Source organism: Bowdeniella nasicola (assembly GCF_001907295.1).
Lineage (GTDB): Bacteria > Actinomycetota > Actinomycetes > Actinomycetales > Actinomycetaceae > Bowdeniella > Bowdeniella nasicola.
Genome location: NZ_MQVR01000184.1, coordinates 1 through 778 on the forward strand (window position 1 = coordinate 1; position 778 = coordinate 778).

A 778-nucleotide genomic window follows, 5' to 3' on the forward strand; every position below is an offset into this window, starting at 1 on the left:
ACGACCATGACCGATACCGACACGCCCGCACTAGCAAGCTAAAACCCCAAACGAGAGGAAAACGCCGTTACACCACTACAAGGGACTTGACCTCCGAGCTGAGCGGTTTGCCGAGCATATTCGCCAGAAAGCTCGTGGCAACCGTAGCTAAGAAAGTCGACGGAATGGCGATGGCGAGCAGGGTCAGGTAGCCCACCCCCAACGGCTCGACGACAGAGGCCATGAAGACGACGGCCGCCGAGATCGGGCTCGCGGTAATGGCCATCTGTGAGGCGACGACAGCGATCGATAACGGCCGCGAGGGGCGAATATCGTTTTCTTTCGCGACCTCGGTAATGACGGGCAACGCCGCAAATGCGGTATGCCCCGTACCTGCGAACAACGTCAACAGATAGGTGACGATCGGCGCGAGCAGCGTGATGCGCTTGGGTTTCTTTCGTAACAGGCGGTCGGTGAGCGCCACGAGCCAGTCCATGCCGCCGGCCGCTTGCATCGCGGCAATCGCGGCGATCACCGACATGATAATGCCGATGACGTCGAAGGGAATATCCTCTCGAGAAACGGGCGCCCCCGTGGCACCGAGCACGATAACTCCTAGGCCACCGGCAGCGCCGATCGCTATCGAGCCGTACCTGGCACCCAGAAAAATGGCAGCCAAAACAATGACTAGGTGAACCCAAATCAGGCTCTTGGGACCTGAGCGTGGGGTGATGGGTTCGAGGGTGGGCGTGTCGGGAGTGCGATAGGGATCGAGGCCCTCAAGAATCGGGGTTACCAC

The 778-nt window shown here is 60.0% G+C and carries 1 protein-coding gene; it reads right to left on the reverse strand.

What is annotated here, in order from left to right; translation table 11 throughout:
- Positions 1-67: 67 nt before the first annotated feature.
- A complete protein-coding gene (locus BSZ39_RS12970) occupies positions 68-778 on the reverse strand; it encodes an anaerobic C4-dicarboxylate transporter family protein (protein WP_281247153.1) in 711 nt (236 codons plus the stop codon).